At 31.8% G+C, this 26864-nt stretch carries 32 protein-coding genes and 1 tRNA gene; 22 read left to right on the top strand and 11 right to left on the bottom strand.

What is annotated here, in order from left to right:
- Window positions 1–153: 153 nt before the first annotated feature.
- Both ACP5GV_RS01175 and ACP5GV_RS01170 read right to left on the bottom strand, forming a co-directional pair.
- A complete protein-coding gene (locus ACP5GV_RS01175) occupies window positions 154–396 on the bottom strand; it encodes a hypothetical protein (protein ID WP_428067918.1) in 243 nt (80 codons plus the stop codon).
- Between the two features lie 106 nt (window positions 397–502).
- Complete coding sequence (locus ACP5GV_RS01170; protein ID WP_428067920.1) at window positions 503–823, bottom strand: PadR family transcriptional regulator; 321 nt, start codon at window positions 821–823, stop codon at window positions 503–505.
- 271 nt (window positions 824–1094) lie between these two features.
- Between ACP5GV_RS01170 and glyA the strand changes: the two genes are divergently transcribed.
- The 5 genes from glyA (at window position 1095) to ACP5GV_RS01145 (ending at window position 5771) form a co-directional block, all read left to right on the top strand.
- The gene (gene glyA, locus ACP5GV_RS01165) at window positions 1095–2390 is read left to right on the top strand and encodes a serine hydroxymethyltransferase (RefSeq protein ID WP_428101830.1); all 1296 of its coding nucleotides are present in this window, start codon (window positions 1095–1097) and stop codon (window positions 2388–2390) included.
- A gap of 237 nt (window positions 2391–2627) precedes the next feature.
- Window positions 2628–2978: a hypothetical protein gene (locus ACP5GV_RS01160; RefSeq protein WP_428101824.1), complete on the top strand. Its 351-nt coding sequence runs from the start codon at window positions 2628–2630 to the stop codon at window positions 2976–2978.
- A gap of 91 nt (window positions 2979–3069) precedes the next feature.
- Window positions 3070–4074: a transcriptional regulator gene (locus ACP5GV_RS01155; protein WP_428067923.1), complete on the top strand. Its 1005-nt coding sequence runs from the start codon at window positions 3070–3072 to the stop codon at window positions 4072–4074.
- Window positions 4061–4642: a nucleoside-triphosphatase gene (locus ACP5GV_RS01150; protein WP_428101822.1), complete on the top strand. Its 582-nt coding sequence runs from the start codon at window positions 4061–4063 to the stop codon at window positions 4640–4642. The genes ACP5GV_RS01155 and ACP5GV_RS01150 overlap by 14 nt, the downstream gene beginning before the upstream one ends.
- Window positions 4623–5771, top strand: a complete 1149-nt coding sequence (locus ACP5GV_RS01145; protein ID WP_428067927.1) for a hypothetical protein — start codon at window positions 4623–4625, stop codon at window positions 5769–5771. The genes ACP5GV_RS01150 and ACP5GV_RS01145 overlap by 20 nt, the downstream gene beginning before the upstream one ends.
- Before the next feature lie 98 nt (window positions 5772–5869).
- On the opposite strand, the gene ACP5GV_RS01140 is transcribed toward ACP5GV_RS01145, so the two are convergent.
- The 7 genes from ACP5GV_RS01140 to ACP5GV_RS01110 all read right to left on the bottom strand — a co-directional run bounded on the left by ACP5GV_RS01140 (window position 5870) and on the right by ACP5GV_RS01110 (window position 12471).
- The gene (locus ACP5GV_RS01140) at window positions 5870–7120 is read right to left on the bottom strand and encodes a molybdopterin molybdotransferase MoeA (protein ID WP_428067928.1); all 1251 of its coding nucleotides are present in this window, start codon (window positions 7118–7120) and stop codon (window positions 5870–5872) included.
- Window positions 7121–7254: 134 nt separating this feature from the next.
- Window positions 7255–7956, bottom strand: coding sequence for a hypothetical protein (locus tag ACP5GV_RS01135; protein WP_428067930.1), 702 nt, complete (start codon window positions 7954–7956; stop codon window positions 7255–7257).
- Entirely contained in the window at window positions 7943–8452 is a 510-nt protein-coding gene (locus ACP5GV_RS01130) for a hypothetical protein (protein ID WP_428101819.1), read from the bottom strand. Before ACP5GV_RS01130 ends, ACP5GV_RS01135 begins: the two co-directional genes overlap by 14 nt.
- 64 nt (window positions 8453–8516) lie before the next feature.
- Window positions 8517–9437: a coiled-coil protein gene (locus ACP5GV_RS01125; protein ID WP_428067933.1), complete on the bottom strand. Its 921-nt coding sequence runs from the start codon at window positions 9435–9437 to the stop codon at window positions 8517–8519.
- 5 nt (window positions 9438–9442) lie between these two features.
- A complete protein-coding gene (locus ACP5GV_RS01120; protein ID WP_428101817.1) occupies window positions 9443–11578 on the bottom strand; it encodes an acetate--CoA ligase family protein in 2136 nt (711 codons plus the stop codon).
- A gap of 227 nt (window positions 11579–11805) precedes the next feature.
- Window positions 11806–12207: a transcriptional regulator gene (locus ACP5GV_RS01115; RefSeq protein WP_292320953.1), complete on the bottom strand. Its 402-nt coding sequence runs from the start codon at window positions 12205–12207 to the stop codon at window positions 11806–11808.
- Window positions 12208–12397: 190 nt separating this feature from the next.
- Window positions 12398–12471, bottom strand: a tRNA-Val gene (locus ACP5GV_RS01110).
- Between the two features lie 164 nt (window positions 12472–12635).
- Here ACP5GV_RS01110 and ACP5GV_RS01105 point away from each other — a divergent pair.
- The 15 genes from ACP5GV_RS01105 to tpiA all read left to right on the top strand — a co-directional run bounded on the left by ACP5GV_RS01105 (window position 12636) and on the right by tpiA (window position 23645).
- Window positions 12636–13067: a 30S ribosomal protein S19e gene (locus tag ACP5GV_RS01105; RefSeq protein ID WP_428067938.1), complete on the top strand. Its 432-nt coding sequence runs from the start codon at window positions 12636–12638 to the stop codon at window positions 13065–13067.
- A gap of 185 nt (window positions 13068–13252) precedes the next feature.
- Window positions 13253–13789, top strand: coding sequence for a class IV adenylate cyclase (cyaB, locus tag ACP5GV_RS01100; protein ID WP_428067940.1), 537 nt, complete (start codon window positions 13253–13255; stop codon window positions 13787–13789).
- A 143-nt stretch (window positions 13790–13932) separates the two neighbouring features.
- A complete protein-coding gene (locus ACP5GV_RS01095) occupies window positions 13933–16122 on the top strand; it encodes a CDC48 family AAA ATPase (protein ID WP_428067942.1) in 2190 nt (729 codons plus the stop codon).
- Window positions 16123–16653: 531 nt separating this feature from the next.
- The gene (locus ACP5GV_RS01090; RefSeq protein ID WP_428067944.1) at window positions 16654–16860 is read left to right on the top strand and encodes a DUF5622 domain-containing protein; all 207 of its coding nucleotides are present in this window, start codon (window positions 16654–16656) and stop codon (window positions 16858–16860) included.
- A 56-nt stretch (window positions 16861–16916) separates the two neighbouring features.
- Window positions 16917–17465, top strand: coding sequence for a 50S ribosomal protein L6 (locus ACP5GV_RS01085; RefSeq protein WP_428067946.1), 549 nt, complete (start codon window positions 16917–16919; stop codon window positions 17463–17465).
- The gene (locus ACP5GV_RS01080) at window positions 17465–17878 is read left to right on the top strand and encodes a 50S ribosomal protein L32e (protein ID WP_428067948.1); all 414 of its coding nucleotides are present in this window, start codon (window positions 17465–17467) and stop codon (window positions 17876–17878) included. Before ACP5GV_RS01085 ends, ACP5GV_RS01080 begins: the two co-directional genes overlap by 1 nt.
- Window positions 17868–18329: a 50S ribosomal protein L19e gene (locus ACP5GV_RS01075; RefSeq protein WP_428067950.1), complete on the top strand. Its 462-nt coding sequence runs from the start codon at window positions 17868–17870 to the stop codon at window positions 18327–18329. Before ACP5GV_RS01080 ends, ACP5GV_RS01075 begins: the two co-directional genes overlap by 11 nt.
- Window positions 18326–18943 carry a 50S ribosomal protein L18 gene (locus tag ACP5GV_RS01070; RefSeq protein ID WP_428067952.1) on the top strand — a complete coding sequence of 206 codons (618 nt, stop codon included), beginning with the start codon at window positions 18326–18328 and terminating at the stop codon, window positions 18941–18943. The genes ACP5GV_RS01075 and ACP5GV_RS01070 overlap by 4 nt, the downstream gene beginning before the upstream one ends.
- On the top strand, window positions 18940–19569 hold the full coding sequence (locus tag ACP5GV_RS01065) for a 30S ribosomal protein S5 (RefSeq protein ID WP_292320973.1): 630 nt from the start codon (window positions 18940–18942) through the stop codon (window positions 19567–19569). Before ACP5GV_RS01070 ends, ACP5GV_RS01065 begins: the two co-directional genes overlap by 4 nt.
- A complete protein-coding gene (locus ACP5GV_RS01060; RefSeq protein WP_428067954.1) occupies window positions 19566–20048 on the top strand; it encodes a 50S ribosomal protein L30 in 483 nt (160 codons plus the stop codon). The genes ACP5GV_RS01065 and ACP5GV_RS01060 overlap by 4 nt, the downstream gene beginning before the upstream one ends.
- Before the next feature lie 59 nt (window positions 20049–20107).
- On the top strand, window positions 20108–20581 hold the full coding sequence (locus ACP5GV_RS01055; RefSeq protein ID WP_428067956.1) for an uL15 family ribosomal protein: 474 nt from the start codon (window positions 20108–20110) through the stop codon (window positions 20579–20581).
- Entirely contained in the window at window positions 20578–21156 is a 579-nt protein-coding gene (locus tag ACP5GV_RS01050; RefSeq protein ID WP_292320977.1) for an AAA family ATPase, read from the top strand. The genes ACP5GV_RS01055 and ACP5GV_RS01050 overlap by 4 nt, the downstream gene beginning before the upstream one ends.
- Window positions 21147–21659: a CDP-2,3-bis-(O-geranylgeranyl)-sn-glycerol synthase gene (locus ACP5GV_RS01045; protein ID WP_428067958.1), complete on the top strand. Its 513-nt coding sequence runs from the start codon at window positions 21147–21149 to the stop codon at window positions 21657–21659. The genes ACP5GV_RS01050 and ACP5GV_RS01045 overlap by 10 nt, the downstream gene beginning before the upstream one ends.
- A gap of 100 nt (window positions 21660–21759) precedes the next feature.
- A complete protein-coding gene (gene fbp / locus ACP5GV_RS01040) occupies window positions 21760–22902 on the top strand; it encodes a fructose-1,6-bisphosphatase (protein WP_428068080.1) in 1143 nt (380 codons plus the stop codon).
- Window positions 22903–22973: 71 nt separating this feature from the next.
- A complete protein-coding gene (gene tpiA, locus ACP5GV_RS01035; protein ID WP_428068081.1) occupies window positions 22974–23645 on the top strand; it encodes a triose-phosphate isomerase in 672 nt (223 codons plus the stop codon).
- Here tpiA and ACP5GV_RS01030 read toward each other — a convergent pair.
- Complete coding sequence (locus ACP5GV_RS01030) at window positions 23642–23986, bottom strand: helix-turn-helix domain-containing protein (RefSeq protein ID WP_292320983.1); 345 nt, start codon at window positions 23984–23986, stop codon at window positions 23642–23644. The genes tpiA and ACP5GV_RS01030 overlap by 4 nt on opposite strands.
- Window positions 23987–24109: 123 nt before the next feature.
- Complete coding sequence (locus tag ACP5GV_RS01025) at window positions 24110–25138, bottom strand: acyl-CoA dehydrogenase family protein (protein ID WP_428067960.1); 1029 nt, start codon at window positions 25136–25138, stop codon at window positions 24110–24112.
- A gap of 152 nt (window positions 25139–25290) precedes the next feature.
- Here ACP5GV_RS01025 and ACP5GV_RS01020 point away from each other — a divergent pair, with 152 nt between their 5' ends.
- Both ACP5GV_RS01020 and dph2 read left to right on the top strand, forming a co-directional pair.
- Window positions 25291–25812, top strand: coding sequence for a 50S ribosomal protein L16 (locus tag ACP5GV_RS01020; protein WP_428101813.1), 522 nt, complete (start codon window positions 25291–25293; stop codon window positions 25810–25812).
- 2 nt (window positions 25813–25814) lie between these two features.
- Window positions 25815–26849 (top strand): diphthamide biosynthesis enzyme Dph2, encoded by a 1035-nt coding sequence (gene dph2 / locus ACP5GV_RS01015; RefSeq protein ID WP_428101811.1) that lies wholly within the window; start codon window positions 25815–25817, stop codon window positions 26847–26849.
- Window positions 26850–26864: the final 15 nt, after the last annotated feature.

The following is a 26864-nucleotide window of genomic DNA, read 5'->3' as shown; positions in this document are numbered from 1 at the left end:
GGTATGATATTCCTAAGCGTTGGCATACTTCCTTAGGCCTCAGCATCGTTCAGTACCATAATTAAATTCACATACAAAGTATATAAACTTCACGGTTTATCGGAAACTGTTGACGACGGCAACTAAATATCGATTCATATAGAAATATAGATTTCAATATTCTTCTTTTTTTCTATAAATCCTTGTAGGAGTTCCTCTTCTTTTCTCTATAAATCCTTTCGCATGTGCAATTATGTGATTAATTAAATCAGCTTCACTATAAAAATAGGATAGCTTACAAATTGGGCAAACAAGTATAGATGTTCCTCTTAACTTATAAGCTATAATTTTAGAACCTTTATAATTTATTTCTGTTTCTACCAAATCTTTTTCATTGACATTTATGCTATCTTCCATTTTAATTTCCCATTTAATTTTATCAGTTAAAGAATATTTGCTTTTTCTTTTGAACTCTAAAATATTTTTACTTTAAAAATTTTAATTATAATTTATACAAATTATATCATATATGATCAAGAGTTTCACTTAAATTTCTTAAAGTATCAGACGCTTTTTTAAGAGCTGCCTTTCCGTCCTCTGTTATTTCATAGGATCCATTTTCTGCCTTTCTTATCAATCCTTCTTTTTCTAAACGATACATTACAGTATATAGGGTAACTGTAGGAGGATTAAAGTGAAACATTTCTTTAATTTTTTTCTTGACTTGATAAGGATATGTTGCTCCCCTTGCTAATATAGCTAGTACATAGATCCATAGTGTATGCACGGTTACATTCTTAATTAATCTTGCCATAGCCTTACTCGTTTTCGAATCGTTTGACATTTTTTCCACCTAGTTTACTAATTTTTACTTTCTAGGTTAAAATTTTTAATCTTATATTTAATTTTTTCAATTCGCATATAATTGAAAAGTTTTCAATAAAAATATTGATAGCTTTTTTGCTGTAAATAGCGGCTAATGCTTAAGTCCTTTAAGTAGCTCTATTTTATCTAATAAAATATTAAGCTTAAGATCTCAGAAACTTTCAAATTATTTTCAGTATCAATGAAAAATTTTTAATCTTTATATAAGTAAATTATAAATGGCGAGAATTATGGACATGGAATCTATAAATAAAATTTTGGAATTAACTAATTCTCAAAATATTTGGAGAGTTAAGCAAACAATAAATTTAATAGCAAGTGAAAATATTATGAGCCCTTTAGCTTTAGCAGTCTACGTCAGCGATTTTATGAATAGATATGCAGAAGGAAAACCTTTCAAAAGATATTATCAGGGTACAAAATATTCTGATGAACTAGAAGTTATGTCTAATGAATTTATGGGAAAATTATTACATACTGATATGGTTGATATAAGGCCAATAAGCGGTACTATAGCCAATGCGTCAGTTTTCAGAGTCTTAGCAAATCCTGGTGATCAAGCAGTTATAGCTCCAGTTCAAGCTGGAGCCCATGTAAGCCATACTAAGTTTGGTACATTAGGAGCGCTCAGTATAAAACAAATAGAATTGCCATATGATGAGGAAAAAATGAACGTAGATGTAGATAAGGCATTAAAAGTTATAGAACAAATTAAGCCCAAGTTTGCAGTTCTAGGGGGGAGTGTTTACTTGTTCCCACATCCTGTAAAGGAAATATCAAATGCTATTCATTCTGTTAATGGAAAGCTTGTTTATGATGCGGCTCATGTATTAGGATTAATTGTTGGTAACGCTTGGAGAAATCCATTAGATTATGGGGCTGACGTAATGACTGCATCAACTCATAAAACCTTCCCAGGGCCACAAGGTGGTGTTGTTGCATTTAAAGATAAGGATTTATATAAAGAGGTTGGTAAAACAATATTTCCATGGTTTTTGAGTAATCATCATCTCCATAGACTCCCTGCTACAGCTATTACATCACTTGAGATGATAGAATTTGGAGAGACCTATGCAAAACAAATTACAAAAAACGCTAAGAAGCTTGCAGAGGCTTTAGCAGAAAGAGGTTTTAAGGTTATAGGAGAGCATATGGGTTATACTATGAGTCATCAAGTGCTTGTCGATGTATCATCACAAGGTGGAGGCGCTAAAATAGCAAGAATGCTTGAGGATAGTAACATTATATTGAATAAAAATCTTTTGCCTCATGATCCTCCAGATGCAGTCCAAAATCCAAGCGGTTTGAGAATAGGAGTTCAAGAAATGACTAGATTTGGCATGAAGGAAGACGAAATGGATCAAATAGCTGAATTTATGGAAAAAGTTGCCATCAAAAAGGAGGATACAAGTAAAATAAGAGAAGAAGTTAAGGAATTTAGAAAGAACTATCAAAAAGTGCATTACGGTTATGGACTGGATCTATTGGACGGCAAGTACAATAATTTGCTAAACCTCTTAATATAAATATTTTAAAAATTTTTTTGAAATATGTTACATGCTACGTTTAAATGTTGAGCATTTATTGAAACGATTTTATGTTTACATAACGTTTTTAGTATTTCTATTCATTATCTCGTATATAACCTTTACTTAAACAATTTATTTTGGTAATTTTGGTTATACTAGGCTATTCCATATATATCTGCTAACATACGTATTACATTCAGTGATAATAGGATAGATTCGGGGTAGGGGGTCAGGTTGAACACTATAGTGGTTATTTCGTCAGGAATGTTCGACGATGATACTTCGGTTAAAGTTGCTTTCAAAGCTGCTGATATATTAAGGCATGATTATTCAACTACAGTTTTTGTAGAGGTAATAAATTATTTTAACTTATTAAACACCTTTAATGAGATGCCCAAAATAAGAATTGGTAAGAATGAGTTAGTAATAGACAAATCAGAGGACGTAGATAGCATTGTTAATAAGGTTGTTTCGCTTGTATTGGCAAATATAAGCAACGAGTCTATTAATAACATGGATGAAGGGCTAGATTATTACGGTAAAAAAGAGCCAGAGGCTTATGCTGGGGTTTCTATAGAATATTAATTTTTAATATAAAATTATATTAGTGTTTTATAAATTATAAAATAATTATAATAATAAAAATATTTAAATGCTAATTTGTATCTAATTACTTTTGGATAAAAGAAGCGTATCAAATGATAATAATGGAGGAAAACAGATGTCAGAAAGGAAAACAAAAGATTTTTTGTATAAAGTAATTGCAGAGCTCTATAATAAGTCCGAGTATATAGAGGTAATAGACTATCCAAGGAGTATTAATAGAAGAAGTATTGATCTGGCTGTTAAATTAAATAATGATAGGTTTTTGTTAATTAAGGTAGCTCATGATTTAGAAGAAATTCCTAAAGGAGAAATAGCTGAACTTCTAGGTTTATCTTTAAGACTTGGAATACCATCTATTATAATAACTGAAAAAAATAGAGGTATTTTAATGGTGGACGGAGTCGTTTATGAGAAAAATGGAGCTAAAGCTGTGAAGCTTGAAACTTTAATATCCGCATTGGAAAATAATGATGTATATATATTTCAAGATAAAGAAAGTTTTAAGGTAAAAATAAATCCAGAAAAGCTAAGAGAAAAGAGAATAAGTAGGAACATGAGCCTAGGTGAAGTAGCTTCTATTCTTCATGTTTCTAGAAGGTCTGTCTATGAATATGAAAGAGGAACTATAGAACCTTCTGTAGACTTAGGTGAAAAACTTGTTAATATATTTGGAGAAGAGATACTTCAGCCTATAAATATCTTTAGTAAAGAATATTTAGAAAAAATAGAAGTTGAAGATCAACCTGTTGATGTATTAGAAGAAAAAATAATTTCAAACGAATTAAAAGATCTAGGATTTATAACTTATCATGCTAAGAGAACTGTGCTAGATATAGGGGCAAAAGATAAACAAGGTAATAGATTATTAATAATAGTTAGACATGGAAAAGAAGGGGCTCAAGCTCTATCAGCCAAAGCCCAAAACCTTGAGAAGCTAAGTGATACAACAAATTCTAAGTCCTTTGTTATAAGTAACGAAAAGAGTTTAATAAAAGAGTTAGAATTAGAAAAGGCTAAAGCTTTAACGCTTGAAGAATTTATAGAGTTACTTAGGGATAGTTTTGGGAATAAATAAAGAGAAAGAGCATGTAAAAAAGGCCTCAATTTCAATTACTGGTAGACCTGGAGTTGGTAAAAGCACATTAGCATTATCAATAGCTAACAAGCTAAAAGAATATGGATGTAAAGTTGGGGGATTCATAACACCTGAGATTAGAGAAGGTAAATTTAGAGTTGGTTTTTTAGTTGAAGATTTTTATAGCGGAAAACAGGTAGTATTAGCATCGAGAAATTATTTTGGTAAAATAAAAATAGGAAGCTATTATTTAAATGAAGAAGCCTTTGATTTTATTTTAAATGTTTTAGATAATAGCATAAGAAATTCTGATGTAATTATTATAGATGAAATAGGACTCATGGAATTAAAAGTAAAAGGTTTTGAAGAGCATATGAAGCCAATCTTAGAAGATGATAAGCCTTTTATTGCTACTTTTTATTTCAAGTTAAAATGGATAAGACCCGATCTGTACAATTTGTTAAATAAAGGAGAAATTATTGAATTAACAGTTGATAATAGGTATGAATATATAAACAAAATAGATCAATATGCAAAGATGATAAGAAATGGAGCTATCTGTGCTTAGAGAAGGAAAAGCTCTAATATATGTTCCAGATACTAGAAAAGCAAAAATATCAGAAGGCATTATAGAACCATCTCATTTATCAGTTTTTTATAACCCAGTTATGGTATTTAATAGGGATTTATCAATAATTGCTTTAAATTCTTTTATTAATATGTATTGGCCTGGTAAAGAACTAGTTGCAATAGATCCTTTATCAGCAACAGGAGTAAGAGGTATAAGATACTCTTTAGAATTAAATAATTTATCTAAAGTTATAATAAATGATATAGACAAAAATTCTTATAATATTATGGTGAAGAACATTGAGCTAAACAGATTGAAAAATATAGAGGCCTATAATAGGGAAGCAAATGCCCTAATGAGGTCCCTAAAGTATGAGCAAGGTCAGCCAATAAATATAATAGATTTAGATCCATTTGGTAGCGTTTTACCTTTTATAGACACCTCTATTTCTATAGCCTCAAAAGGAACTCTTTTAGCATTAACTGCTACAGATTTAGCCGTTTTAGGTGGATCTAAATATATGGCTGCTAAAAGAAAGTATAGAGTAAACTTGATTAATACAAAGCACTATAGGGAGATTGCGATTAGAGTTTTGCTTGCCTTTATTGCATACGTTTCGGCATCTTACGATAAAGTAATTAAACCCCTTATGTCGTATAGTGTAGATCATTATGCAAGAGTCTACTTGCTTATTGATAGGGGAGCTAAGAGATCAGAGGAGATGCTAAACAAAAACATTGGGTATTTTAAATATGAAAACGGATTAATAATGGATTGTCACGATTCCAACTGTTTAGGCCCAATATGGGTTGGAGAAATAGGTGATATAAAGTTTATAGAAGAATTGCTAAATAAATTGAGCAATTTTTCTTATATAGAGTCTTTTATGAGAAGTGAAAAGTTTATTAAAACATATTTAGACGAAATGAAAATACAACAGTACTTCCATCAGAGACTTGATACAATTTGCCAAAACCAGAAGACCAATATGCCTTCTTTAACGAAATTCATATCATCTTTGGAGGAAATTGGTTATAAATCTTATAAATCGACATTTTCTGACGTAGGATTTAGAAGTAATGCTCCTCACGATGTTTTAATAGAATTATGTAGAAAATTGAAATAGTAGTAAACTACCCCGCTTATAAGGATAGGGCTTTAGTGTTAGCTGATGGAACTGATCTCCTTGCTACCTTAAAGAACGAAACTTGTTATTCATTTATATCAAATCAACATTACTTCGACTTCATCATCTTCATCATATCCTTCAACGTTTTCTGGAATGATTAGCAAACCGTTGGCTTCTGTTAGTGTTGATAAAACTCCAGATGCAGTTACAGCTAAAGGATCTACATATATTTCATTTTTCTCCTTTCTAACTTTTACTCTGAGGTATGTCTTGACTCCGGCTATATTAGCAACCCTTCTTGTTATTTTTCCTTTAATCTTAGGTTCTATTTCTTCGCTTGTATTTCTCATAAAGTTAATTGTTGGGAAAATAAAGGCATAAAATGCAGTAACTGCTGCAACAGGGAAACCTGATAACATTATTATCGGCTTTCCATTAATTACTGCTCCACTTGTAGGCTTGCCTGGTCTCATCCTAACACCATTAAACAAAATTTTAGATCCGTTAATCTTTAAAATAGCATCTGTAACAAGATCATAGTTTCCAACGCTAGTTCCTCCAGTAGTTATTATTAAATCTGAAACTCTTGACGCTAACTCTATTTTTTCTTTTATTGTTTCTATATCATCATTAACAGTACCAAAATCTATTGGTTTGCATCCAAATGACATAATCATTGATTTGAGCAAAGGTTTTGTACTATTTATAATTTTTCCTTTGGAATCTTCGTTTGGTTCTGCTATTTCGTTCCCTGTTGATAATATTGCTACATTTAAAGGCTTTTGTACTATTATCTTTTTTATGCCAGCTGATACAATAGCACCTATGTGCCATGGTTTTATTATGGTATTTTTCTTTACTATAATTTTACCTTTGCTAAAATCCTCTCCTATTTTAGATACATTTTGATAAGGGGCAACAGCTTTGTTTATCTCTACTAAGTCTCCTTTATATGTAGCGTCTTCTGCCATGACCACTGCATCAGAACCCTTAGGCAAAGGTGCTCCTGTATAAATTATTACAGCTTCTCCTTTGTTTATATTTTTTATGTTTTCTGGATTATCGCCCGCTTTTATTTCACCTACAATTTTTAATGATATAGGATTTGTTATAGATGCCCCAACAGTGTCAGATGAAATGACAGCATATCCATCTACCGCACTTCTATTAAATGGTGGTATATCAACTTGAGATATAATATCCTCATAAGATATCTTTCCTATGCTTTCCTCTACATATATTTCCTCTGATTCTATTTTTGGCGGAATTATATTTTCAAATAATAACTTAAGAGCATCTTCAACCTTCATTAATTCTTTAAATCCTTTCATTTTTGACTTATACATTTTTGCCTCAATTATTTTAAGTATATTTAAAGATATATATGCTTAGGTTTTGTTAAGAAATAAAATACCCTCTATTTAGTGCAAAATTTTTGGTTTAAAGCAATAAAAAGGTTAAGAAAGATTATTTGTAAAAATCAAAAAGATCTTTGGAAAATAAAATATTCATTATAGCGTTTTATGGAATAATTTAATTTTTTTGATACGAAAGTTAAAATTTTTTCAGCTAATTTTATTTTTATGTTTTTATAATCTGGAAAGCAATAATCTTTATGAGGGCATATAGCTTTTTTAAAATTAAATCCGTAAACATAGATTTCTGATGCATTAAATATCATAGATAACGCGATTGCTCTGTCTCCATCCGTAAAAGAGCCTATAGGTATAGCACAATAAGGTGTAAGTATTTGCGTAGTATATATAACATTATCAAAATATGCATTTGTTATTTTTACTCTTGTTAAATTATCTCCATGTATATGTACAAATTTTATATCGCTTAGAAAATTCAAATTTCCAATTATTTTTTGAGAAGAGTCTAAATCGGTTGTAACAAATAACATTTTTTTACCTAAACTGTATAGATTTATGAGCCCACCTTCAGGTCCGGCTATTATTTCACAATCTTTTAAATTATTATTAATTTTCCCAGGACCAACTATACATACTCTATTATTGTTTATTTTTTCATATAATTTATATAAATTTTTGCAGAAAGAGTCATCACAAATTTGAGATAAAATCTCCATAGAAGATTCGAGTTCTCTATGCCTAGGATATTTTAAAATAGGCTCAACAATATCAGTATATCCATTAATTATTTTATTAGCTTTCTCCATAATATTTCTTAAGCAATTGCAATATATGGTCTGAAGCTTTTGCATATCTTTCATCCTTATTTGATGATCTTTCCACACACCATTTTAAGCCATTTGCATAAGTTAAAAACCAAGGTTCTTTAATGCCTGCTTGAACTTTTGTTAACAAGACCAACAACTCTACTATACAGCCATAGCTTCGATTATATGGTACAGCATCTCCTTTTAGTTTTAAAAGATTACTACAATAGAATTCAAGTTTATCATTAAATTCCTTTTTGTATATTGCATCGCAATTATACCAAATTCCAATGCTTTCGTCTAATTTAGGGCAACCATTATCATAGCTTATATTGTTTTCAATTCTATGCTCTAAACTATCCAAAAAAAGAACAGGATCGTAAGGTGAAAGAAGATAAATCCTGTTTTGTGACTCTTTGCTTAATAGTTTGGCCATTTTTGTTGCTTTATATACGTAAAATAATGGCTCTTTGTTATAAAGGATTCCTAGCGGCATACTATATCTATAATTACATAAAAATGATATAAATTCATAATATATTCCTTTTATCATTTCCTTGTTAAATACTATCTAAATCTCCATATAATATTCTTAGCTCATCTAAAGTTAACGCTTCACCTTTCTTTTGCTTTTCTTCTATTTCTTTTCTCTTTTGTTCTAGTATGTTTACTTCAATACCACGCTGTTTTGCGAGCTTCATTTCTTTGAGTTTAACCATTAGATCTCTATATTCTTGGTATAATGCATCTAGTTGCTTTGTAAGATTTTCTGCTTCCTGGCTTTTTTGTTGTATTTCATTTCCTAAGTTATCTATATTTTTGTTATATTCGTCTATTTTTGGATTAAGAGAAGATATTTCTGCTTTAAGCCTTCCTGCATTTTCTCTCAACTCTTTAACCTTATTTATCAGCTCTGATAGCTTTAATTTTAGGCCTTTTACATCAGCTTCTAATTCAAGTATAGAAACTTCTTCTTTTCTAGCTTTTCTCACTCTTTCTGCTAATTCTTCAAGTCTATCTATTTCTTCAACTAATCTCTTTTCTTCTTCTGGCGTTAAAACACTTGTTTGCTGTCTCCACTCAAGTTCTTCCATCCTTTTTTGTATTTTTCTTAGGCTTAACTTTGCAACATCTCCTTCTTTTTGAGTTATATTATGAGCCTCTTTTAATTGATCCAACTTTGTTTTAAATTCCTTGCTTACGTTATCTCTATCTTGTTTTACTTTGACGAGTTCGTCTAAAAGCTTTTTCCTTTGCTCTCTTAAAGTTTTAAATCTTTCTATTAACTGTTTCTTCTCTTCAATTAATTTTCTTCTTTTATCTCTAAGACTTTTTATCTCTTCAATTAGTTGTCTCCTTTGATTCTTTACATCTAAAATCTTATCTCTTATTTCATCTATACGCTTTAAAAATGTTCCTTCATCAACTGGTGTCTTACTTTGTTGCTGAGAGCTTTGCTGACTTTGATCTGAATCTACCAATCATATCACCTCTTCAATATTACCCTAGCATCTACAGCCTGAGCACCTAGGCTAGAGGCTATAAGAGGGTTTATATCCATCTCAGATATTTCTGGGATTGTGAGCATAAGCTCTCCAACCCTCATTATGGCCTCAGCCAGCTTCCTTTTGTCAACAGGTTCTAGGCCTCTGTAGCCCTCTAAAATTTTTACGCTTTTAATTTCATCTATCATTTCTTTAGCATCGCAATCTGTTATTGGTGATATCCTCATAGATACATCACCTAGTATTTCAGTATATATTCCTCCAAGCCCAAAGATCACTACAGGGCCAAATCCTTCATCCCTTTTTCCCCCAATAATTATTTCGTTCCCCTGTTTTATCATTTCCTGAATCATTACCCCTCTAATCTTAGCTTGGGGGAGCCTGTTTCTAATGTTTTTAATAATGTTTTTATAGCTTTCTGTAAGTTCTTCTTCATTACTTATATTTAGTAGAACACCTCCTACATCTGACTTATGTATTATATCTTCACTGACAATTTTCAAAGCGATTGGGAAATTTATCTTGCTAAGACATGATTCTATTTGGTCATAATTTTCTATAACACAATAATTTGCGGTTTTTATCCCTATAGAATTTAGTAATTCTAAGGCTTCGTGCTCAAGAAGTTTATTCCTCCCTTGATTTATAGCATTTTCAATTATTCTTTTAGCTTCATCTATTGATTCTTTTTTCAAATAAACTCTGCTGCAACTTTCAAATCTTTTTGATGAGCATCTTTTGCATTGATATAATTTAGCTAACGCTTTTGACGCTCTATCGGGAAATTCAAATACGGGAACACCTTTTTCCTCTAAAATAGCTCTCAATCTTTCTCCTTCTTCCGCTCCAATAGTTACTACAGCTATAGGTTTATCAAAATGTTTCTGTGAAAATTCAAAAATTACGTCTGCTATAGATAAGTCCATTGTTTGAGGTTGTACTAAAGCTATTATTAAAAACATATCTGCTTCATTATTATCAGCTAGAAGTTCTAGGACCTCTCTATAATGATTTGGCTTAGCATCTCCCGTAAAATCTATTGGATTATGTATTGATACTCGAGATGGGAAAATTCTCTTAAATTTTTCTTTTAGCGTGTCTGAAATTTCTGGTACCAATAAACCATTTTCTATTAAGGTATCAGCAGCTATGACTCCATGGCCTCCAGAATTAGTTATTATGCCAACTCTATTTCCCGATGGTATTAAATTATAAGACATTACTCTTGCTATATCAAATAATTCTTCTAAATCATCTGCCAATATTATATTTGCCTGTTTAGAAACTGATTTAAATATTTCATAAGAGCCCGCTAAAGATGCTGTATGGCTTTTGGCAGCTCCAGCTCCTTTAGAGGTCTTTCCACCTTTAATTAAAATTATTGGCTTTCCATAAATAGATGTAACACTTCTTGCTGTTTCAATAAAATCATAACCTTTTCCAGGTGTAATTCCTTCAATGTACATTAATATGACTCTTGTTTCATTATCTTTGCCTAAATATTCTAATGATTCTATTTCGTCTACATCCGCTTTGTTTCCGAAATTTATAGCTTTACCTATAGCGATGTTTTTAGATGCTGCCCAATCCATTAAAGTTGCTAGTAGTGCACCGCTTTGACTTATAATTGATATAGGCCCTCTCTTAGGTCTTCTCATTCTTTCATAAGGTAAGAAGAATGTATCAACGCCAGTAAAAGAATTATATACTCCTATACAATTAGGGCCAATAATTCTCATATTAAACTTTTTTCCAATATCTGTGATTTTATCTTGTAATTCCTTGCCTTGTTGTGTGTCAGTTTCTGCAAATCCGCCGCTAACTATTATGACCCCTTTTACATTCTTTTTACCTGCATCAACCATTATATCTGGTACTTTGCTAGCATCAACAGCTATTATAGCGACATCTATTTCATCTTCTATATCTAATATGGATTTAAATGATTTTATACCTTGTATTTCGCTATAATTAGGATTCACAATGTATATTTTTCCTTTGTAGTTTCTTTGCATACTATCTAAAATTATTCTTCCCATATTTTCTTTTTTTGGTGATGCACCAATTATTGCCACACTTTTAGGCTCAAAGAAGATATCTACTGAGTTTTTCTCCATTTAACTTCCCCTTTTCTAAATAAAATTTATTATTGTTATAATTTATATGATTTTCTTTTTAATAAATAGATATTTTTATCTTTAAATTTTCTATCGATAGCCCACAAATTTTGTTGTTCAAATTAACAGTTTGTTTTATGTTATTATTTCACATAAAACAATAAGTTTTTGTATATTAGAAATGAAAGTTGTTGCTTTAAATAATATTTGTTTTATTAACTAATTAACTAATGTTTATACGGGCATCCATGTTTATGAGCAACTTCATTTACTTCGCTGCAAATACCGCACATAGCTTGTTGATATTTTCTCATAAAATCATCGATCTCTTCCTCAGATCTTCCTTGGAAATTTAATATTAATTTTGCAGCTTCTTTTACTTTATTTAAGTATCTTTCATCTTCAATTAATATTTTCATGTATCTATCCCCTCTTTTGCCACTAATATAATTGTTTATTGCAGCGGGAGTCAATCCAAGCATTCTTGCAGCTGTATATTTTGAAAGTTTAAAATCATTAACCAATACGTAAGCAATTGAAGCTCTTATAGATGGGATTACTAGCTTTGCTGCTATTTCACAAGGCATTTCTATCGTAATTGTTTCAGTATTTTCTGTGTTTTTCGACAAATCTATTGCACCTTTTAGTTCTATTACATTCGTTAATTTTAATGAATATTTAAAGCCTATAAATATGAATAAATATTAGATTATTTTTCTAAATTTTAGGCATAATTATCAAACCTTGTTGCTTCTTTACAATAATATATGCTTATAAATAATTATCCCCATTAAAAGTCCTAAAATATATAGATCGAGATGGGCCCGGCCGGGCTCGAACCGGCGACCTCCGCCGTGTGAGGGCGGCGTCCTAACCACCTAGACTACGGGCCCTATTCTTTAGAAAATTAAAAGCGATAATAAAAACTATTATAAATCTAGTTTATTCTAGTTAAGTAATTTTATGCATGAAAAGAGTTTTTATAAACAAAGAAAGTGGTTAAGATTCAAAAACTCTTATATATCCAGGATATTGCAGGAACTAGAGGGGTATAAAAATGGTCACAGCCAAAGAAGTTCCAGCAGATAAGCTCATAGAAAAGCTAGCTGAAAGGCTAAAAAAGATGCAGAAAATAGAAATTCCTTCATGGGCTATGTATATGAAGACTGGAGTATATAATGAATTGCCTCCTGCTAATGAAGACTGGTGGTATACTAGAGTTGCATCTTTATTAAGGAAAATAAGCATAGCTGAAGAGCCATTAGGAATAGGAACTCTAAAAACCATATATGGAGGTAAGAAAAGAAATGGAACCAGGCCTCCTCATTTCAGAAAAGGTTCAGGTAGTATAATTAGAAAAGCACTACAACAATTAGAGCAAGCAGGATTAGTAACTACAATACCTGGTAAAGGAAGAAAACTAGCTCCAGCAGGTCAAGGATTAATAGATGAAGTTTCAAAAGAAATATTAAAAGAGTTAAGTTCATAATTTTATGAGAGTTAAGTTCATAATTTTATGTTATAAATCTATAGGAAAAGTTCATTGGTATAATTTAAAATTTCTGTTTTCGCTAGGATTTCTATATGTTTTTAGTTTTTTGTAATTTTTAAACTAATAATAACTTAGATAAATTTTTTATTGTTAATTTTCATATTTAATTTTGGATGGAATGTTTGAGCAAAGAAAACTTAGAAGTGGAGATAAAAGTAAAGGTAAATTGTGATGAATTATCAAAAATAGAAAAAGAATTAATTGAGAAAGGAGCTAAGTTTCTAGATTCAAGAGAAGAAAAAGACTTGTACTTAAATCATCCCTGTAAAGATTTAAAGTTAAAAGATGAAGCTCTCAGAATAAGATATGTTAATGGCCATCCTGAAACAATAACATATAAAGGTAATAGGTCAAAGGAAGAAGAATTAGTAAAATCCAGGGAAGAACTTAAAGTAAAAGTAGATAATGATCCCATTGCTTTGTTTGAGAAGCTAGGATTTAGTCCTGGGATTTATGTAACTAAATTTAGGAAGTATTATAGCTTTAAGGAAGTATTAGTTACTTTAGATAAAGTAGATAGCTTAGGATGTTTTATAGAGATAGAATCAAATAGAAAATCTGTTGATGATATAAAAGAGACAATAAATGAGTTAAACATAAACGGCGATATAGTAAAAAAGACTTATGCAGAACTAATTGAAGAATTAAATATTAGTTGATTATATTTATTGCATAAAAATTAATTATTTTGAGTCCATTAAAATATATAATCTGGGTTTTGTTAATTGGTTAAACATATATAGAAATATGGAATATATAGATATTTATAACCTTTAGAGTTAATAGAAATTCGGTGACACAAATGCCTGAAAGTGTTTCATTACTAGTATCAGAGGCGTACAGATCTGACACTCCTGGAAGAAAAATTGTAAGAGTAGACCAAGCTACTATGAAAAAATTAGGTATAGAAACAGGAGATTTTGTTAAAGTCAAGAGTCAAAAAAGCCAAGTAATAGCAGTTGTTTGGCCATTGCATTCCGAAGATGAAGATACAGGTATAATAAGAATGGATGGTTATTTAAGATGGTCTTTAGGAGTTAGTGTTGGAGATTACGTCGATGTAGAAAAAGCAGATAATGTTAAACCTGCTGAAAAAATTGTGTTTGCACCATTAGAAAAAACAGAACCCTTTACTATAGATTTTTATCTATCTCCTTCTGATATAAAAGAAGAATTCATCAGGAAGCCATTAACTCAAGGAGAGCTTGTTTTAGTTCAGGGCGAAATACCTTTAGTTGTAGTTCAAACTAAACCAGTTGATAATGTGTATGTAACAGATAAGACTGTCGTAGAATTAAGAAAAGAACCAGTAAAGGAAAATGAGTTTCCGGTGCATAGAACAACAAGGGTAACATGGGAAGATATAGGGGATTTAGAAGAAGCTAAGGAAAAAATTAGGGAAATAGCAGAATTGCCTATGAGACATCCAGAGGTCTTTAAGAGACTTGGCATAGAGCCTCCAAAAGGTATTTTATTATATGGTCCTCCAGGAACTGGTAAGACATTATTAGCAAAAGCACTAGCTAATGAGATAGGAGCATACTTTGCAACAATAAATGGTCCTGAAATCATGAGTAAGTTTTACGGAGAAAGTGAAGAGAGGCTAAGGGAGGTATTTAAAGAAGCTCAAGATAATGCACCATCTATAATATTTATCGATGAAATAGATGCGGTAGCTCCTAAAAGAGAAGAAGTAACAGGGGAAGTTGAGAAAAGGGTAGTTGCCCAATTATTAACGCTAATGGATGGTATGCAAGAAAGAGGTAGAGTCATAGTTATAGGGGCAACTAATAGACCAGATGATGTAGATCCGGCTTTAAGAAGACCCGGCAGGTTTGATAGAGAAATAGAGATAAGGCCTCCTGATAAGAGAGCAAGAATAGAAATTTTAAAGGTACATACGAGAAATGTTCCTTTATCTAAGGATGTTCAGTTAGAAAAAATAGCGGAATTAACCAACGGTTATACTGGTGCAGACTTAGCAGCTTTAGTAAAAGAGGCTGCAATGTCGGCGTTAAGGGAATTTATGGCAAGTGGAAAAGTCGATTTATCTAAGAATGAAACGATAAAACCTGATATACTAAAGAACTTAGAAGTGTCCATGAAACACTTCTTAGATGCTATGAAATCAATAAGACCATCTTTAATAAGGGAGATTTTCGTAGAAGTTCCAGAAGTTCATTGGGAAGATATAGGTGGATTAGATAATGTTAAACAAGAATTAAAAGAATCCGTTGAATGGCCTATGAAATATCCAAAGGTATTTAGTGATATGGGCATAGAGCCTCCAAAAGGTATTTTATTATATGGTCCTCCAGGAACTGGTAAGACATTATTAGCAAAAGCAGTTGCAACAGAAAGCGGAGCTAACTTCATAACAGTTAGAGGGCCAGAAGTATTAAGTAAATGGGTAGGTGAAAGCGAAAAAGCTGTCAGAAAAATATTTGAAAGAGCAAGAGAAGTAGCTCCAACAGTTGTATTTTTTGATGAAATAGATTCAATTGCTCCAGCAAGAGGATTTAAGAGCGATACAACTGGTGTGACTGATAGAATAGTTAACCAATTATTAACAGAATTAGACGGCATAATACCTCTGTCTAATGTTGTAGTAATAGCAGCTACAAACAGACCCGATATAATTGATCCTGCTTTATTAAGGCCTGGAAGATTTGATAGACTTATATATGTGCCTCCACCTGATCTTGAGTCAAGAAAACAAATATTTAAGATACATTTAAAGAAAGTCCCACTAGCAAACGATGTGTCTATAGAAAAGCTTGCTTCAATGACTGAAGGCTATACAGGAGCTGACATAGCAGCTGTAGTAAGAGAGGCTGTTATGATAAAATTAAGAGAAAAATTAGAGGTATCTCCCGTTGAATTTAAACACTTTGAATTAGCATTAAAGAAAGTGCCGCCAAGCCTATCAAGAGATGTTATTATGATGTACGAGAGAATATCTAATCAATTGAAGAAGATTTCACTTCAGTAAATGTTTTTAAAGCTTTAACTCATTTTTAATAATATTTTTTAAATAAATAACTAAACCTCAAAGATAGCCTTTTTATAAGTTAAAACATAATATATATGCTAAAGAAAATATTAACTATTATATTGAAAAAGAAATTAAAATTAACTCCATAGAGGAATGATTATATGAGGTGCAAATAAATAGTACTAATTAACATAACTCTTGAGATACTGATCTCCTTCCCGCCTGAAGGGCGAGGGTTCCCTTAGGGGGATAATAACTTTGTGGTTTGCTGCTTTCATCTTTTAATACGCCCACTATGGGCTTCCTTGCACACCTTACAGTTTTTGCAAAAAACTTTAAAAATACTACTCGCCCTCTAGAGGGGCGAGGGTTGCTATTTACTTTGTCATTTATAATGAGCTTTATTTATTATAGATACTATAATCATAAATAGAGTAGACTGAAAACTTCTTAATATAAAATAATTTTGTTTTTAAATACGAACAGCTTAAAAACGTTTATTTGATAATAAACATAGGGCGACAAAATATGAGCAGCAAAAAAGCTAAGTTTGCTTACATCTATATGGGCAGAAAGAAAGGCTATTATAAAGTAAGATTATTTAATTCAAAACCAGAAGAAGATCCCGATAGAATAATTGTTATAGGAAAGTTTAGAAAACCATTAATAGGGTATAAAGTCATGAAAAAAGAAGACTTGTTAGAGGTTATCAGAGAAAAATTAGATAGAATTTAAATATTTTTATACGCGCTGATTCTCCAGAATGAAGTGCAGATAGGTAGGTGCTAACATTGGCAAAAGAAATACTGGCTATGAGAGACTTAGAGATTCCACAAAATGTTGAAATAAAGTTAGAAGGTAATAGGGTAATAGTAAAGGGGAGTAAAGGTCAGCTAGAAAAAGATTTTTCTCATATGAAGGGAATTAATATGGAAATTAAAGATAATAAGCTTATAGTACAAGCCTTCTTTGCTGATGCTAAGAAAAAAGCGGCTGTAGGCACGGTTGTTGCTCACGTTAAAAATATGATTATCGGAGTAACCAGAGGATTTAGATATAAATTGAAAATAATATACAGTCACTATCCAATAAGCGTTAAGAAAGATGGTAATAGATTAATAATAAGCAACTTTATAGGTGAAAAATCCCCAAGATATGCGATAATATTGCCAGGTGTCAATGTAAAGATCCAAGGTACTGATATAATTTTGGAAGGAAATGATATAGAAAAGGTTTCTCAAAGCGCTGCAAACATAGAGCTAGCAACAAAGATAACAGATTTTGATAGAAGGAAGTTTATGGATGGAATTTATATTTATTCAAGGGAGGTGGTTGAATAATGAGCTCTGAGCAAATAACAAGGGATATAATTAAGCAAAGAAAGAAAATTAGAGAGTCTATTTCAGAAAAGAGAAGAGTTCATTTTATGAGATATTTATCGTGGAGATTTAAGAGATTAGGCGACAGTTGGAGAAAGCCCAAAGGAATAGATGCAAAAATGAGGTTACAAAGAAAGGGATATCCTCCAATTGTTAAGGTTGGATATAAAAATAAGAATGCTATAAGAGGTTTACACCCATCAGGATTAATTCCTATGGTTATTTCAAATAAAAAAGATCTAGAATTGTTAAGTCCTAACGCGCATATAATTTATATAGCTTCTTCTGTAGGGCTTAAGAAAAGGGTAGAACTGCTTAAAGCAGCTAAAGAAAGAGGCTTTAGGGTAGCTAATGGTGGTATATATGGATTATAAACTTCAAAAAAGGCTTGCATCGGAAATACTTAAAGTAGGGCAGAGTAGGGTATGGATTAGCCCTGATCCTGAAAATGAAGAAGAAATAAGCCAAGCAATAACAAAAGATGATGTGAGGGCTTTAATTGAAAGGGGTTTAATTAAGAAAATACCAATGAAAACAAACTCTCATAGATGGTTAATAAGGCATATAAAAAGGGTTAAAGGGCATCGTAGGGGCTATGGTAAAAGAGAAGGCACGAAGAAAACAAGAGTTGATGAAGAAGAGGAGTGGGTAAACAAAATAAGAAAAATCAGAACTTATTTGAAATATTTAAGAGATAAAGAAATGATAGACTCTAAAGCTTACAGAAGGCTTTATAGGCTCTCTAAAGGTAATGCATTTAGTAGCTTGTCTGATTTAAGAAGATATATTGATGAAAATAAGTTAATGAAAGGTGTTAAAGCATGAAAGAAGGACCTAGGTATAAATTGGCTTTAAAGAGAAGAAGGCAAGGTAAAACAGATTATCATCTCAGATATAAACTAGTTATATCACAAAAACCAAGAGCAGTTGTTAGGAAAACTAATAAATATATTTTAGTTCAAATTGTGGAGTTTGACGCAAAAGGTGATAAAGTAATAGCAGCTGCTCATAGTAAAGAATTATCAAAACTATATAATTGGAAAGGTTACAGTAAAAACATTTGTACAGCATATTTAACAGCATACTTAGCTGGATTAAGAGCAAGACAAAAGGGAATTAAAGAAGTTGTCTTAGATATAGGTTTACAAACCCCAGTTAAGGGAAGTAGAGTATTTGCATCTCTTAAAGGATTATTAGATGCCGGAATCAAAGTTCCTCATTCTGATGATATTTTGCCCGATGAGGAGAGAATTAAATGTGGAAGTATTTCTAAATGGGCTCAAGATTTAAAAGAGAACGATCCAGAATTTTATAAAAGGCAATTCTCAAAACAATTAGAGAGGTTACCTCCAGAGGAGCTATCCAAGCACTTTGAGGAGGTACTAAATTCAATAAAAAGTAGCTTTAGTAATATAAGTTTGGAAGGTGATAGACAATGAGCAACACTCAAGTATTAGAAGTTTGGGAACCTAAAACACAAGTAGGAAAGCTTGTTAAAGAAGGTAAAATTACAAGTATTGATGAAATATTTAAGAGAAATTTGCCAATTTTAGAACCAGAAATAGTTGATGTGCTTCTTCCAGATTTGCAGGTTGAAATAATTGATGTTACAATGGTTCAAAAAATGACTGATGCAGGTAGAATTGCAAGGTATAGGGCAACTGTAGCTATAGGCAATAAAAATGGATATGTGGGTGTAGGAAAAAGCAAAGCTAAGCAATTTAGGGATTCAATAGATAAAGCCATAAGAAATGCCAAGCTCAATATAACTCCAATAAGAAGAGGTTGTGGTAGCTGGGAGTGTACATGTGGTGAGCCGCACAGTGTGCCATATTCAGTTATTGGAAAAAGTGGAAGTGTAGTTATATTACTAAAGCCAGCACCTAAAGGTACTGGATTAGTTGCAGGTGATGTAGCTAAAAAAGTGTTAACATTAGCTGGTATAAAAGATGTTTGGGCAAAAACTTTTGGAGAAACAAGAACATCGTATAATTTTGCTAGAGCTACATATATGGCATTAAGGAATACATTTAGAACAATTACACCAATGGATTGGACTAGGTGATAACTTTGGTTTACGCTATAATAAGAATTAGAGGTTCTAGTGGACTAGATCCAAAAGTAGAGAAAGTTTTAGATATATTAAGGTTAAGGAGGAATTTTGTTTCAGTATTATATGCAGAAAGCCTTAATGGGATAAAGGATATATTAAGAGAAGGACAATCCGCTATTACATGGGGAGAAATAAATAAGGAGACATTAATAGAGCTTATAAAGCGTAGAGGGAAAATTGTTGGAGATAAGCCTATAACAGATCAAGTAATAAAGGAAAAGCTTGGTTTAAGTAACATAGAAGAGTTTGCCGATAAAATAATTAAAGAAGAAATATATTATAATAAACTTGATGAGAAAGGAATTAAGCCATTCTTCAGGTTGCATCCACCTAGTGGAGGATTTGATTTATCAATTAAAAAGCTGTATCCAAATGGAGAACTTGGGTATAGGGGTAAAGCTATTAACGAACTTATATTAAAGATGGCTTAAGGATCAAGTTTATTTTTAAATCTAATCTTTTAAATACTTGTTGGAAGTAGGTGAACAGAATGGCTTTGACTGCAAGAAGCAGGAAAAAATCAAGGAAATTAAGAGGTAGAACAAGATCCATGGGATGGGGAAGAGTAGGACAGCATAGAAAATCTGGAAGCAAAGGAGGTACTGGAGGTTCTGGAATGAATAAACATAGAAAAACTTGGATGCTAAAATACTATCCAAATTGGTACGGAGCAAAAGGCTTCGCTCCAATAAGAAATAGATTATTGCATGAGAAAAATGAAATAAGCCTAAGAGACCTTGATGAACTAGCATATGATTTAAAGAAAACTGGGAATTTAGAAGGGGATAGAATTGTTGTAAACTTAACTGAGATGGGTTATGATAAATTAATAGCTGATGGAAAAGTATATGAGAAATTAAAAGTTATAGTTAAAGAGGCAACAAAAAAAGCTATAGAAAAAGTGAAAGAAGCAGGAGGAGAAGTTTTAGTAGAAAAGACATCTGAAGAAGAGGAAAGCTCTTGAGTATAAAAGAGCGGAATCTTCATCCATTTATATCGAATTTTATTGATAATAATGTATTTTTAGTTATATATGGGCCACCTGCAACAGGAAAGACTCATTTAGCGTTTGAAATTTCAAAATATTTAATTAATAAAAGGAAGGATTTTGTATTTTTAGCTACAGAAGCTCAAACTTTTACCTATGGTAAATATTTTATATATGATGTCCCTTTAAAATTGGTAGTTACAAAGGAACAACTATTAAAAGAAATTATAGAAGGTATTGAATCGAAAAAATATATTATAATAGACTCTATAAATTATCTTTTTAGAACTTTCAATGATGATACTTCAGAAAAAGAACTATCTTTTATTTCTTCATTATTAAGTATTGTTGGCGGTTTTGCTACAGGTCAAATAACTCAGGAAGATTTTGATAGCAGCAAAATGTCTATGGATACATGGATAATACCCTGGGCAAAGGCAATAGGAATCACAAACAAGTTAAATGAAAAAGTAGTTGAATTAAAATTACTAAAGCCTAGAAAAGTAATATTGGGATATGAGATAATTAGGGATGGTGTGAAATGGATTTAGTAAACTTTGGCTATAATTTGCTAAGTATTTTTGTATTTATACTACCAGCAATGGTAGCAAATGGAACTCCTGTTATTATACACGGCCTCCCTCCAATTGATATGGGGAAAAAATGGAGAGATGGAAGAAGAATTTTTGGTGACGGTAAAACATGGGGTGGATTTTTATCGGGAATTATAGCAGGACTTATAATAGGAGGTATAGAAAGCCTAATAGTTTGGCACAATATCTTATTTGATTCTTTAATAGCTTCTATTGGGGCCCTCCTTGGAGATTTAACAGCATCATTTATAAAAAGGAGAATAGGTTTAGAAAGAGGAGCTCCTGCACCTTTATTGGATCAACTAGACTTTTATGTTGGTGCATTAATTTTTCTTTATTTATTTGCTGGAAAGGTGTTTAATTTATATGCTGAGTTAGCTTTTGCAGTGATTATCTATGCATTACATAGGTTAACAAATTATACGGCATATAAGCTAAAGTTGAAAAGCGTTCCATGGTAAATTATTTTATAATTATTTTTCGACAGCATATTTCATAAAGTGAAAGATTTTTAAGGATTTTTACAACCTAGAATTATCGGTGATTTTAGTGGCGCATGAATTGGGAGAAAAAATAACATTAAGTGTCATAAAGGCTGATATAGGTAGTCTAGCTGGCCATCATAAGGTGCACCCTGATACAATGCTTGCAGCAACAAGAGTTTTAGCCGATGCCAAGAAAAATGGGTTGTTAATAGATTATTATGTTACTGCAGTAGGTGACGATCTTCAACTTATAATGACTCATAAGAAAGGTACAGATAATAAAGAAATTCACGGTACTGCGTGGAACGCGTTTGAAGAAGCAGCAAAAGTGGCTAAAGATTTAGGACTTTATGCAGCAGGCCAGGATTTATTGAGTAGTTCATTTAGTGGCAACGTAAGAGGTATGGGTCCTGGAGTTGCTGAAATGGAATTTAATGAGAGGCCTGCAGAGCCTATTGTAGTGTTTATGGCAGACAAAACAGAACCTGGAGCATTTAATTTACCCTTGTATAAAATTTTTGCTGATCCATTTAACACAGCTGGTTTAGTAATTGATCCTAGGATGCATGATGGTTTTATATTTACAGTTTTAGATGTTTATGAAGGAAAAGCTATAGATTTTAATATACCTCAAGATTTATATGATTTGCTAGCATTAATTGGAACACCATCTAGATATGTTGTTAAATTTGTTCACAGAAAAGATGGAGAAATTGCTTCTGTTATTAGCTCAGAAAGGCTCAGCCTCATAGCAGGAAAATACATAGGGAAAGATGATCCAGTAATGATTGTTAGAGCTCAAAGCGGATTTCCAGCTTTAGGTGAAATTTTAGAGCCATTTTCATTTCCTCATTTGGTTGAAGGATGGATGAGAGGAAGTCATACAGGTCCACTAATGCCCGTTGGAATAAAGGATGCAAAAATGACTAGATTTGATGGACCACCAAGAGTAGCTGCTCTAGGTTTTAATATTAAAAATGGAAATTTAATAGGGCCAAGCGATTTATTTGATGATGTTGCATATGATGAGACCAGAAGGCAAGCTCAAATAATAGCAGAATATATGAGAAGGCATGGACCCTTTATGCCGCACAGATTAGGTCCAGAAGATATGGAATATACTACATTACCTGATGTATTAAAGAAACTAGAAAAAAGGTTCAGGCCTTTTGAGTTAGGTTATAAGCCCAAATTGAGGCATGAATTGGAAGAATTGTAACAAAATTTTTATTATAGATTTTTCTGTTAAGCATATTTAGTTGAAACCTTCCTAAATAAATTGTGGTTAAAATGAAGTACGTGTTTGCTATAAATTTTAAGTCGTACGAGACCGCATATAATAATGTTGCGTTAGATATAGCAAGGACAGCAAACCAATTGACGTCTAAGTATAATAATGTGCGCATAATACTAGCAGTCCCATCAGTCATGGTAAGTAAACTGAACAGCATTTATGATGATATATTTTTGCAGCATTTAGATCCATTAGAATTTGGTGCTTATACTGGTTATTTGTCTGCTGATTCATTAAAATATTTAGAGGTTAAAGGATCCTTAGTAAATCACAGTGAACATAAAATTGTTTATAGGGATATAGAAAAAATAGTGAAGAAGATTAAAGATGGTGGAAAAGAATCTTTAGTTTGTGCCGATACTTCTGGTGAAGCAGCCGGTATAGCTTATTTGGATCCAACAATGATAGCCGTTGAACCCCCAGAACTTATTGGTTCCGGAATACCTGTATCAAGAGCTAAGCCTGAAATAATAACTGATTCTGTAAGTGCAGTCAAAAAAATTAAAAATATACCAGTTTTAGCTGGGGCTGGTATAACCATGCCAGATGATGCTGTTAAGGCTATTGAGTTGGGATCATCTGGAGTTCTAATAGCAAGCGCCGTTATGAAAGCAAAAGACCCTAATAAAGTAATAATAAACTTTGTTGAAGCAATTAATGGAATTTAAATTCTAGGCTTTTGTTTTAATATCTTTTCAGCTTCATCTAAATTCTTTCTGCAACCGTCTAGCATTTCTAGGAGCTTGCTAACGTTAATTTTAACTAACTTTCTCGGTCTACCTCTGCCTTCAACTTTTAGCTTACTTGTTTCAACAATGCCTAAGCCTGCTAAGTCATTAACTACTCTTAAAACTAGTGGATAACTAACACTTAAAACTTTGGTTAAATCTCTAACACTTAGTTCTTTTTTATCAAGCAAATAGTTAAGTATTTGTGCAGCTAGATCGTAGTCAGGTACGGATACGCATTGAATTAAGGCCTTTATAGGTTTAACTTCATTATTTTCCACATTTTTCACCTAGTTATATTTACTTATTTCTAATATTTAAAAATTTTTCCTTTCAAAAACTAAATAACAGTTACACAATTTATATTATTGATTCAAAAATGCATTAAATGTTTATAATATTAATTATTTATATTTCTTGATAGCATTATCTCCTATAAAGTCAAGCAATACTTCCCTTGCTCCTTCCCCTATGTCTAAAACTCTAGAGTCTCTAGATAATCTCTCTAATAGAGTCCCGTAACTAAGACCTCTTCCTCCTAATAATTGTACTCCTATCCATGTAGCCCTTTGCGCTAACTCTCCTGCAGAAACCTTTGATATGGCTGAATCTAATGGGTCTAAAGAACCGTTGCTATCATATTTATGAACTGCATTGTCTATGAAAGACTCAAGTAATTTTATTTTAATTTCTACTTCAGCATACATCCATTTTACTGATTGATATTCTGATAATTCTTTATCGAATATTTTCTTGCTTAACGCATTTTTACCTGCTTCGCTAAGGGCTCCCTCTGCTATTCCTAGTGCTATAGAACCATAACCGAGTCTACCAAAGTTAATAAGTTCAAGAGCCTCTCTAAGCCCTTTTCCAGGTTTAGAAATCCTCTTGGCTTTTGTCCCTTGGTAAATTACATTTGAAATACCTGCACCTCTAAAGCTAATCAATTCCATGGGCTTGATTTTTATATTTTCCTGTTTTTCTGCTAAATAGAGAGTTGGGCCTTGAGAACTCTGGGCCAGAATTATGAAATGATCTGCATATAATGCATTGCTTCCAAAAATTTTTTCTCCATTTATAATAGCATTACCTTCCGAATCCTCTTCAGCAACAGTCTTTAAATTTGCCTTTATATCAGTTCCTCCACCAGGTTCAGTTATCGTAACAGAAAAGATAGAATTATCAATTCCTGATTTTAACGACCCTGAGCCACTAATCATTATTATATGAGCTATAGCTGGGCTAGATCTCGATGCCAGTCTTACCGCCTTATACAATCCCCCCAATCCATATTTTCTTAGATTAAATAAACCAATTTCTTTCATATTATTAATGAATGCTTTTGGCACTTCATTTTTCTCATCAACTTCTTTAGCTATTTTTGGTACATCGTTAAGAAGAAAGTCTTCTATTTCTTTCGGCAACTCCTGCATTCTACTTACCCATTTTATTATATCTAAAATTGAATAAAAGCTTAATCCATAATTTTTTAAATATTGAGATTCTTTGAGATCTTATGTTAGTTTTTTAATAGAATACAAACTTTTAAAGGGGTTGAGTATAAAAGTAAAGTAGGTGATAAAGTATGCCAATGAGACCTGGAAGATGCTATTCGCACATAACTAGTCAACCTTATACAAGAAAGGAGTATATACATGGCGCTCCACCCCCTAAAATAACAAAATTTGAAATGGGCAATAAAGAAATGTTGAAAAATTATGAAGTTAAGCTAGACTTAATATCATTAGAAACAGGTCAAATAAGGTCGAATGCCTTAGAAGCAGCAAGAGTTATGACAAGTAAATATTTATCAACAGAAGTTGGAGATGCTCACTATTATATGAGAATACCAAAGTATCCTCATCAGGTAATAAGGGAAAATAAAATGATGGCATTTGCAGGAGCGGACAGATTGCAAGACGGTATGAGGCTATCTTTTGGTACTCCTATAGGTGTTGCTGCTATAGTTCATGCTGGAGATAAGTTAATTGAAGTATGGGGTAGGAAAGCTGATATAGAAAAAATAAAGGAAGCTTTAAGAAGAGGAGCCTCAAAATTGCCGCAGAAAACTAGAATTGTAATATCTGAAGATAAAACGGAGAAATAATAATGCCTGAAAGTTTAGATTGCGGTATTCCTTATACTTTAATTTTTCCTGATATTGAAATAAAAGGTAAGAAAGTCTTAATTCAGCTTCCTGATGGTTTAAAACAATTTTCTCTCACTATAGCTAACTGTATAAGAGAAAAATACGGTGTAGAGCCAATAATCCACATGGAGAGCATATATGGCGCATGCGATTTACAATATAATCAAATATTTTCTATTCTTAACCCAGATATAATTATTCACATAGGTCATTCAGAATATCCAAATTATATAGCATCTCCTTTATCCCTTCCTGAAAATATAAGGAAAAGAATAGTATTTGTTAAGGCTTTAAGTAAAATAGATGTTGATGAAACTCTTGTATTAAGGGCGTTAGAAATATTAAATAGTTATAATGTTAAAAATATATCGGTAGCATTGACAGCGCAGCATACCCATTTATATAATAAAATTTTTAATATTATTTCAAATAAAAAGTATAATATTATCGAATCAAATGGATTAGCACCATATTATGAGCCAGGGCAAATAATAGGTTGTGATTTTAGACCAGTTCTTAATAAAAAAATTGATGGATATATATTTTTAGGTGGAGGAGAATTTCATCCATTGGGTTTATATTTAGCTACATTAAAGCCAATAGCTCAAATAGATCTTTATAGTAATACAGTAAGAGACTTTACTCCAATAGGGGCTAAATACTATAAAAAAAGATTATTTACTATATCGAAGGCTATGGAAGCAAATCATTGGGGGGTAATTATAGGTTTAAAAACTGGCCAATATAGACCTTTTATAATAAACATGATAATAAAAATGTTATCTAAAAAACAATATGTTTTGCTTTCATCAGAAAACATAAATGAGATTAATCTAAGATCTATTGATAATGATTGGTATGACGCGTTTATAATAACCAGTTGTCCTAGGATCCCCATAGATGATTTGATTGATTATGAGAAACCTGTTTTGACGCCAGGAGAAGCTTATATGGCTTTAGCTGGCAAAATTGATAACTATATGTTCCCATGGTAACTTAATATTGGTGTT

This window comes from Caldisphaera sp., assembly GCF_049974385.1.
Lineage (GTDB): Archaea > Thermoproteota > Thermoprotei_A > Sulfolobales > Acidilobaceae > Caldisphaera.
The sequence above is the reverse complement of the archived record's forward strand: the minus strand, read 5'-3'. Positions and strand labels throughout refer to the sequence as shown.

Excerpts from the sequence above, each read along its gene's own strand:
- ACP5GV_RS01175 (WP_428067918.1), bottom strand. The coding sequence starts at position 396 with ATGGAAGATAGCATAAATGTCAATGAAAAAGATTTGGTAGAAACAGAA.
- ACP5GV_RS01170 (WP_428067920.1), bottom strand. The coding sequence starts at position 823 with ATGTCAAACGATTCGAAAACGAGTAAGGCTATGGCAAGATTAATTAAG.
- glyA (WP_428101830.1), top strand. The coding sequence starts at position 1,095 with ATGGACATGGAATCTATAAATAAAATTTTGGAATTAACTAATTCTCAA.
- ACP5GV_RS01145 (WP_428067927.1), top strand. The coding sequence starts at position 4,623 with ATGGAGCTATCTGTGCTTAGAGAAGGAAAAGCTCTAATATATGTTCCA.
- ACP5GV_RS01140 (WP_428067928.1), bottom strand. The coding sequence starts at position 7,120 with ATGTATAAGTCAAAAATGAAAGGATTTAAAGAATTAATGAAGGTTGAA.
- ACP5GV_RS01135 (WP_428067930.1), bottom strand. The coding sequence starts at position 7,956 with ATGGAGAAAGCTAATAAAATAATTAATGGATATACTGATATTGTTGAG.
- ACP5GV_RS01130 (WP_428101819.1), bottom strand. The coding sequence starts at position 8,452 with ATGCCGCTAGGAATCCTTTATAACAAAGAGCCATTATTTTACGTATAT.
- ACP5GV_RS01120 (WP_428101817.1), bottom strand. The coding sequence starts at position 11,578 with ATGGAGAAAAACTCAGTAGATATCTTCTTTGAGCCTAAAAGTGTGGCA.
- ACP5GV_RS01105 (WP_428067938.1), top strand. The coding sequence starts at position 12,636 with ATGGTCACAGCCAAAGAAGTTCCAGCAGATAAGCTCATAGAAAAGCTA.
- ACP5GV_RS01095 (WP_428067942.1), top strand. The coding sequence starts at position 13,933 with ATGCCTGAAAGTGTTTCATTACTAGTATCAGAGGCGTACAGATCTGAC.
- ACP5GV_RS01090 (WP_428067944.1), top strand. The coding sequence starts at position 16,654 with ATGAGCAGCAAAAAAGCTAAGTTTGCTTACATCTATATGGGCAGAAAG.
- ACP5GV_RS01080 (WP_428067948.1), top strand. The coding sequence starts at position 17,465 with ATGAGCTCTGAGCAAATAACAAGGGATATAATTAAGCAAAGAAAGAAA.
- ACP5GV_RS01075 (WP_428067950.1), top strand. The coding sequence starts at position 17,868 with ATGGATTATAAACTTCAAAAAAGGCTTGCATCGGAAATACTTAAAGTA.
- ACP5GV_RS01070 (WP_428067952.1), top strand. The coding sequence starts at position 18,326 with ATGAAAGAAGGACCTAGGTATAAATTGGCTTTAAAGAGAAGAAGGCAA.
- ACP5GV_RS01065 (WP_292320973.1), top strand. The coding sequence starts at position 18,940 with ATGAGCAACACTCAAGTATTAGAAGTTTGGGAACCTAAAACACAAGTA.
- ACP5GV_RS01055 (WP_428067956.1), top strand. The coding sequence starts at position 20,108 with ATGGCTTTGACTGCAAGAAGCAGGAAAAAATCAAGGAAATTAAGAGGT.
- ACP5GV_RS01045 (WP_428067958.1), top strand. The coding sequence starts at position 21,147 with ATGGATTTAGTAAACTTTGGCTATAATTTGCTAAGTATTTTTGTATTT.
- tpiA (WP_428068081.1), top strand. The coding sequence starts at position 22,974 with ATGAAGTACGTGTTTGCTATAAATTTTAAGTCGTACGAGACCGCATAT.
- ACP5GV_RS01025 (WP_428067960.1), bottom strand. The coding sequence starts at position 25,138 with ATGCAGGAGTTGCCGAAAGAAATAGAAGACTTTCTTCTTAACGATGTA.
- ACP5GV_RS01020 (WP_428101813.1), top strand. The coding sequence starts at position 25,291 with ATGCCAATGAGACCTGGAAGATGCTATTCGCACATAACTAGTCAACCT.
- dph2 (WP_428101811.1), top strand. The coding sequence starts at position 25,815 with ATGCCTGAAAGTTTAGATTGCGGTATTCCTTATACTTTAATTTTTCCT.